This is a genomic window from Synechococcus lacustris str. Tous, assembly GCF_003011125.1.
GTDB classification, from domain to species: domain Bacteria; phylum Cyanobacteriota; class Cyanobacteriia; order PCC-6307; family Cyanobiaceae; genus Synechococcus_D; species Synechococcus_D lacustris.
Genome location: NZ_PXVC01000093.1, coordinates 1 through 6216, shown reverse-complemented (window position 1 = coordinate 6216; position 6216 = coordinate 1). Strand labels below are relative to the sequence as shown.

Below are 6216 nucleotides of genomic sequence, written 5' to 3'. Positions count from 1 at the left end.
TAATTCTGTTCTGCGGGTTGAAAACCTCAGTGTTCGTCGCGACGGGCAGCTGGTGGTGGATGGTGTGAATTTTGAATTGCTAAGCGAAAGTGATACCGCCCTAGTGGGCCCGAACGGAGCAGGCAAATCCAGCTTGGTGGCAGCAGTTCTTGGCCTATTGCCCCGCCAAAAGGGCCAAGTGTGGGTACTAGGGCATCCCCTTGGCCCTGCAGGTGAACTACCCCATTCGGTGCGATCCCAGATCGCTTATTTGCCCCAAACCTTTGCCCTTCAAGGACGCTTTCCCCTCAGCGTGGCTGAATTTGTGGCTTTTGGTTTTGATCCCCCCGGCCCCCGCTTGCCTTGGCGTAACCGCTCAAAGCGCCATGAAGCGGTGCTTGTTGCCTTGGCCCGCACCGGCTCTAGCAATCTGGGCGCAAAGTTATTGAGCGAACTATCTGGCGGTGAACTAAAGCGGGTGCTGTTGGCTTTTTGCGTGGTGCGGCCCCGAAAACTATTGCTGCTAGATGAGGCGCAAGCGGGGCTTGATGCCCCTGCCAGTGAGCAATTTCAGGAATTGCTGTTGCAATTGCGCCGTCAGGAGGGGTGGACTGTGCTGCAGGTATCCCACGACCTTGAAATGGTGCGCCGTAGCTGCGATCAGGTGTTGTGTTTAAACCGTTATCTGCGCTGCAGCGGGCCGCCAACCCATGCCCTTAGCGCCAAGAGCTTGGCTGAGCTTTACGGGCCAAACGTGGTGGCCTATCAGCATCAGCACCATGGTTGATAGCGCTGGCGTACTTGCCCAACCGTTTATGCAGCGGGCCCTGCTGGGGGGCCTGCTCACCGGGGGGCTAGGCGGTTTGCTGGGTAGCTTTGCGGTTTTGCGGCAGCTTTCCTTTTTTAGTGATGCCCTTGGCCATTCCGCCCTGCTTGGGGTAAGCATYGGYATCCTGCTCGGAATTAATCCCACCCTGGTTTTAATTCCATTCGCAGTGTTGTTTGCATTGCTTGTGAATCAGTTGGTGGAGCGCAGCAAGCTGCCAGCTGATGCCTTGCTGAACATTGTTTATTCCAGCTCCTTAGCCTTTGCAGTGGTAGCCCTGAGCTTGGTGGAAACCTATCGGGGCGGAATCCAGCAACTGTTATTTGGCGACATCCTCGGCATTGGCTGGCTTGATCTTGGTGTTATTGCCCTGCTGCTGCTGGGGGCGGTGCTGTATTTGGTTTTAAGCATGCGGGCCCAGGTATTACTAACGCTGAATAGCGATTTTGCTGGGGCATTTGGCGTTAGGGCTAATTGGCACCGGATTGCTTTCATCGTGTTGCTYGCCGTRGTGGTGGCGGTTTCGATCAAAGCGGTGGGGGTGTTGCTAATCAGCGCWTTTGTGGTGATCCCYGCCTGCGCAGGCCGTTTGTTGAGCCGCCGCTTTCCTATTTATGTGCTCAGTTCAGCGCTTTTGGGGGGCGGTTGTGCGCTACTGGGGCTTTTTGCCTCTGGGTTAACCAACCTGCCCTCAGGCCCCTGTGTGGTGATTGTGCAATTCAGTGGTTTTATGCTGGCTTTATTGTTTAAGGCCATATTTTGAGCACGGGCATCACAAGCGATAGTTCCCTACTGCTRCCACTTGATTTCAGCGCATCGCCWGGGATGGGAGTGATGCTTTGCGGCCACGGCAGCCGCAATCGTTTTGCCTGTGAGGAATTTGCCCAGTTGGCCGATGGTTTGCGTTTGATGCTGCCGGAGGTGCCGGTGGAGCATGGCTATTTGGAATTTGCCAGGCCGATCATTAAAGATGGCTTAGATAAATTGCGCGCCCGTGGCGTTAATCGCATTTTGGCGTTGCCCGGCATGTTGTTTGCCGCCGGCCATGCCAAAAACGACATCCCATCGGTTTTGAACACCTATGCGGCTTCYACCGGGGTGGAGATCAACTATGGCCGCGAACTTGGGGTTGATCTAAAAATGATTCAGGCGGCAGCTGCCCGCATCAGGGAGGCAATAGCAACTGCCGATGCCACTGAACCCACGCCCATAGAAGACACATTATTGGTGGTGGTGGGGCGCGGCTCCTCGGATCCAGATGCAAATTCAAATGTAGCCAAAGTAACAAGGATGTTGCTTGAGGGTTTTGGTTTTGGTTGGGCTGAAACCGTTTATTCAGGTGTTACTTTCCCATTGGTGGAGCCGGGTTTGCGCCATGCGGTGAAGCTGGGCTTTAAACGCATTTTAGTGTTTCCCTATTTCTTATTTTCAGGTGTGCTRGTAAGCCGGATTTATCAACATACGGATCGAGTTGCAGCTGATAATCCAGCCCAGCAATTTGTAAAAGCAGGCTATTTGAACGATCATCCCCTCGTGCTGGAAACCTTCCGTGAGCGGTTGGCTGAGGTGATAAGGGGCGATGCAAATATGAACTGTTCAATGTGTAAATACAGGGCCCAGGTACTCGGTTTTGAGGCGGATGTGGGCGCTGTGCAGCACAGCCACCACCACCATGTTGAGGGTTTAAATGAACCCTGCGCCCTATGCGAAAAGGAATGCACAGGTGCATGCCAAGAAACGGAAGCTACGGCAACAAYTGCTGAACACAGCCACAACGACCATCACARCCATTCCCATGCCAACTATCCCCATAGCCACCATCCCTTGGGGCCAAACAGCTTGAAAAGCTGATTTATTCAGTTRTTTAAAGCGARGGATTTAACTGTTGCTTGATTACCCAAGTTGTGGCCGCTTTTTGGCTATGCCATGCCTTGAGCAGTTGTTTTGCTAGATCGCGYAATTGCTCTGAATCAGCGGTGGCATCAATGGCACGGCTAAAGCGTTCAATTTCAAATTGTTGGCCTGTGGTGAGCTCAATTGAGTTGCCCATGGCAGCTGAATAGAAACTGAGGCAAATGTATCGAGCTTCTAGGAACGAGCTGTTACAAGAGCTACCCCCGCAAATGCGGGTGTGTATTTCAAATTGTAAATCCGGGTTTACCCATAAGCTTCGCCAATGCTATGTATTAACGGATCTAACCAATGGCTGCGAAAGCCCTGTAGCTGCTATGCGTTTGAGCTGGCCCCAGCACCTACAGGCTTCCCGCAGCGTTGAAATGGCTAGTGATGAACAGCGCGGCATGGCCATGGCGTTGATGGGAATATCCCTTTTGGTTTTATCCCAAGATCTTTTGGATCTTGGCCTTAGGTCCCAAGACACTTGCGAAGACACCGAAGCGCAGCAAGAGCCAAATTTGCTGAATAAGGCTTAGATMGCRCTCCGGCGTAGGGGAGGCGGTARGCGACCACTCACCAGCCAGGCTGCCCCCACCARCAGCGCKGAAGCCCATAGGCAGGCCTGCATGCCGCCCACCAGAAACAAACCCCCTGARAGCACAGTGCCAAGCAGGCGACCAGCAGCATTTGCCATGTAATAAAAACCCACATTGAGGCTTACCGATTCGGCATCGGTGTAGGCGAGCACCATGTAGCTATGAATAGATGAATTCATTGCAAACACCACTCCAAAAACAGCTAAACCCACCACTACCGCAAGCCCGGGGTTGCCAACTTGGCGCCATAAAGCAATTGCAATCAGGGCTGGAATTGCAGTTAAACAAGCGCTCCAAAATTCCACTGCAGCAACGCCCGGCGGCTCCCCTTTTCCCCACAGACGGCGCAGATTTGGTGCAGCRGCTTGAATAATTCCATAGCCGATCACCCAAAGGCCCATAAAGCCGCCAACTTCCCAGAAACGCCAACCGAGGGCTGCCTGCAAAAACACCGGYAGGGCAACCACAAACCACACGTCGCGGGCACCGAATAGGAAAAATCGAGCCAGGGAAAGCACATTGATGCCTCGCGATTTTGAAAAAAGTGAGGAAAAAGCCGGCGTTTGTTTCATTCTGCCAATTTCAGCTGGCAACACCAGTGTTAATAAAAATGCTAAAAATAAAGCTGCTGCCATCACAGCTACGGCTGCATTAAAACCAATGCTTGTTAAAAGTATTCCGCCAAGAAAGAATCCCACACCTTTAAGTGCATTCTTAGAGCCCGTGAGAATTGCAACCCATTTAAATAATTGCTTTTCTCCTTGGTTTTGATCATTGGGTGTTTCTGGTACTACGGTTTTAATTGCACTTTTAGCGCTCATTTTATTGAGATCTTTAGCAACACCGCTTATGGCTTGGGCAAGCATCACATAGGCAACGCTCCACCACTTAGGCCAGCTATCRGCAACGGGTATCAACATCAACAGGGCTCCAACCTGCATTAGGGTGCCTGCCCAGAGGGTTAAGCGAAGGCCAAAGCGAGCACCTAGATAGCCACCGTAGAGATTGGTGATGATTCCAAAAAATTCGTAGAAAAGAAATAGAAAAGCAATCTCAAGGGTGCTGTAACCCAGCTCGTGGAAGTGAAACACCACAAGCATGCGCAGGGCACCATCGGTGAGGGTGAAGGCCCAGTAGTTTGCGGTTACAACTGCATATTGTTGCAGTGCTGATAGAGGTTTAAGCAACATGATTTCAAGCCTGCTCAAGTTTTGCCACATGCATGGCTAGATCGGCCATGCGGCAGCTGTAGCCCCATTCGTTGTCGTACCAGGCATAAACCTTTAGTTGAGTTCCATCTATCACCATTGTTGAAAGGGCATCAATAATGGCGCTGCGGGCATCATTGAGAAAATCAACTGAAACCAATGGCCTGGTTTCATARCCAAGAATTCCCTTCAATTCATTGTTTGCGGCATGTTCAAAAGCTGCATTTACCTCCTCTGGGCTAACAGGCCGTTTTAGTTCAAATACCGCGTCGGTTAGGGAAGCATTTAGYAACGGCACCCGCAGGGCATGGCCATTTAATTTGCCTGTTAATTCAGGGAAWATCATCGCGATTGCCTTAGCCGATCCTGTGGTGGTTGGGATCAGGCTTTGCAGGCAGGAGCGGGCACGGCGCAGGTCGCTCTTAAAGCAATCAACTACAACCTGGGTATTAGTTACATCATGCATGGTGGTGATTGAGCCATGCAAAATACCAAATTGYTCATGCACCACTTTTACCACTGGGGCTAAACAGTTGGTGGTGCATGATGCTGCAGTTAGCAGGCGGTGTTTGCTTGGATCATAGAGATCGTGGTTGATGCCATAAACAATATTAAGAGCCTCAGCGCCAGCCACTTCACCTTTCACWGGGCAGGCCACCACCACCCTTTTGATGGCAGRGTTTTGGAAATAGGGCTCAAGGGTTTGGGGCGTTTTGAATTTTCCRCTGCATTCGAGCACCATGTTTGCGYCKGTTAGGGCCCAGGGTTCCTTTGCTTGGCTGAAAGTGATTGGCCTATTGATTTGATCGGCTACCACAAATCCATYRGCTTGGGCCACTACCCCGTGCTGCCAACGGCCATGAACGGAATCAAATTCCAGCARATGGGCGGCGCCATGGGCATCACCGGCGGGGTCGTTCACGTGAACAATTTCAATGCCGGGGCGATCCCAAAGGGCGCGAAACACAAGGCGGCCAATGCGCCCAAAGCCGTTAATTGCGATTTTCATGGCTGCTACGGTGAAACCAAGGCAGCTTAAATCAACCAAACTTGATATGACCAGTGTGCTGCAACACACCGCTAACCCTCGGGCCCAGCAATTGTTCAAGGTGCTGGCTGAGCCAATTCGCATGGAATTGGTGCAATGCCTCGGTGCAGGCGAACGTTGCGTGTGTGATCTAACTAGTGATCTGGGGCTTGCTCAATCCAAACTTTCMTTTCACCTAAAGGCGATGAAAGATGCGGGYCTGATCAGTGCTCGCCAGCAGGGCCGCTGGACCTACTACCGGTTAGAAGCAGAGAGTTTGCTCTGGTTGCGCAATTGGTTAGACCAATTGGCCGCTAGTTGCGTTAAACCAGCTAGCATCTGTGATTAATTATTACCTAAACAAGATGAAAAATTTTTCAGGCCCGCTAAGAAGAATGTTGATCTATGGATTTAGCAGTTATTTTGGGCTTGTGCTAATAAATAACTCTGAATTGAATTTGCCAAATATGTGGGAAGCATATGCCCCAATGTTTATAACTATATACATCTTAACTCAGTGGCTTGATAGAAAATTTAACGATCAATCAAAATTAAAGTAACTCAATCCTTAGCTGCCTGTTGGTATAGAGCTTCTAATCTTTCCCGGCTCAGATCCACATACATAACTTCGTCGCCGGGTGCTGGCGCTTCTGGATGCATTCTTTGCTTTGGGTTGCTTGCGAT

Annotated in this window: 8 protein-coding genes; 5 read left to right on the top strand and 3 right to left on the bottom strand. The window is 51.0% G+C overall.

Annotation, left to right across the window (positions count from 1 at the left end; all coding sequences use genetic code 11):
- The first annotated feature begins 10 nt into the window (after positions 1–10).
- The 3 genes from C7K08_RS12145 (at position 11) to C7K08_RS12135 (ending at position 2656) form a co-directional block, all read left to right on the top strand.
- A complete protein-coding gene (locus C7K08_RS12145) occupies positions 11–766 on the top strand; it encodes a metal ABC transporter ATP-binding protein (RefSeq protein ID WP_106500857.1) in 756 nt (251 codons plus the stop codon).
- A complete protein-coding gene (locus tag C7K08_RS12140) occupies positions 759–1568 on the top strand; it encodes a metal ABC transporter permease (RefSeq protein ID WP_106500853.1) in 810 nt (269 codons plus the stop codon). The genes C7K08_RS12145 and C7K08_RS12140 overlap by 8 nt, the downstream gene beginning before the upstream one ends.
- Before the next feature lie 62 nt (positions 1569–1630).
- On the top strand, positions 1631–2656 hold the full coding sequence (locus tag C7K08_RS12135) for a sirohydrochlorin chelatase (protein WP_106500856.1): 1026 nt from the start codon (positions 1631–1633) through the stop codon (positions 2654–2656).
- Positions 2657–2669: 13 nt separating this feature from the next.
- Here C7K08_RS12135 and C7K08_RS12130 read toward each other — a convergent pair whose 3' ends face one another.
- Positions 2670–2855 carry a hypothetical protein gene (locus tag C7K08_RS12130; protein WP_106500852.1) on the bottom strand — a complete coding sequence of 62 codons (186 nt, stop codon included), beginning with the start codon at positions 2853–2855 and terminating at the stop codon, positions 2670–2672.
- Between the two features lie 178 nt (positions 2856–3033).
- Here C7K08_RS12130 and C7K08_RS15895 point away from each other — a divergent pair, with 178 nt between their 5' ends.
- The gene (locus tag C7K08_RS15895) at positions 3034–3237 is read left to right on the top strand and encodes a hypothetical protein (protein ID WP_133165254.1); all 204 of its coding nucleotides are present in this window, start codon (positions 3034–3036) and stop codon (positions 3235–3237) included.
- Here the strand turns inward: C7K08_RS15895 and arsJ are convergent.
- Both arsJ and C7K08_RS12115 read right to left on the bottom strand, forming a co-directional pair.
- Positions 3234–4517 (bottom strand): organoarsenical effux MFS transporter ArsJ, encoded by a 1284-nt coding sequence (arsJ, locus tag C7K08_RS12120; RefSeq protein WP_241537244.1) that lies wholly within the window; start codon positions 4515–4517, stop codon positions 3234–3236. The genes C7K08_RS15895 and arsJ overlap by 4 nt on opposite strands.
- Positions 4492–5514 (bottom strand): ArsJ-associated glyceraldehyde-3-phosphate dehydrogenase, encoded by a 1023-nt coding sequence (locus C7K08_RS12115; protein WP_106500850.1) that lies wholly within the window; start codon positions 5512–5514, stop codon positions 4492–4494. The genes arsJ and C7K08_RS12115 overlap by 26 nt, the downstream gene beginning before the upstream one ends.
- Here C7K08_RS12115 and C7K08_RS12110 point away from each other — a divergent pair.
- Entirely contained in the window at positions 5513–5881 is a 369-nt protein-coding gene (locus C7K08_RS12110) for an ArsR/SmtB family transcription factor (RefSeq protein ID WP_341272166.1), read from the top strand. The genes C7K08_RS12115 and C7K08_RS12110 overlap by 2 nt on opposite strands.
- Positions 5882–6216 lie beyond the last annotated feature (335 nt).

Excerpts from the sequence above, each read along its gene's own strand:
- C7K08_RS15895 (WP_133165254.1), top strand. The coding sequence starts at position 3,034 with ATGCGTTTGAGCTGGCCCCAGCACCTACAGGCTTCCCGCAGCGTTGAA.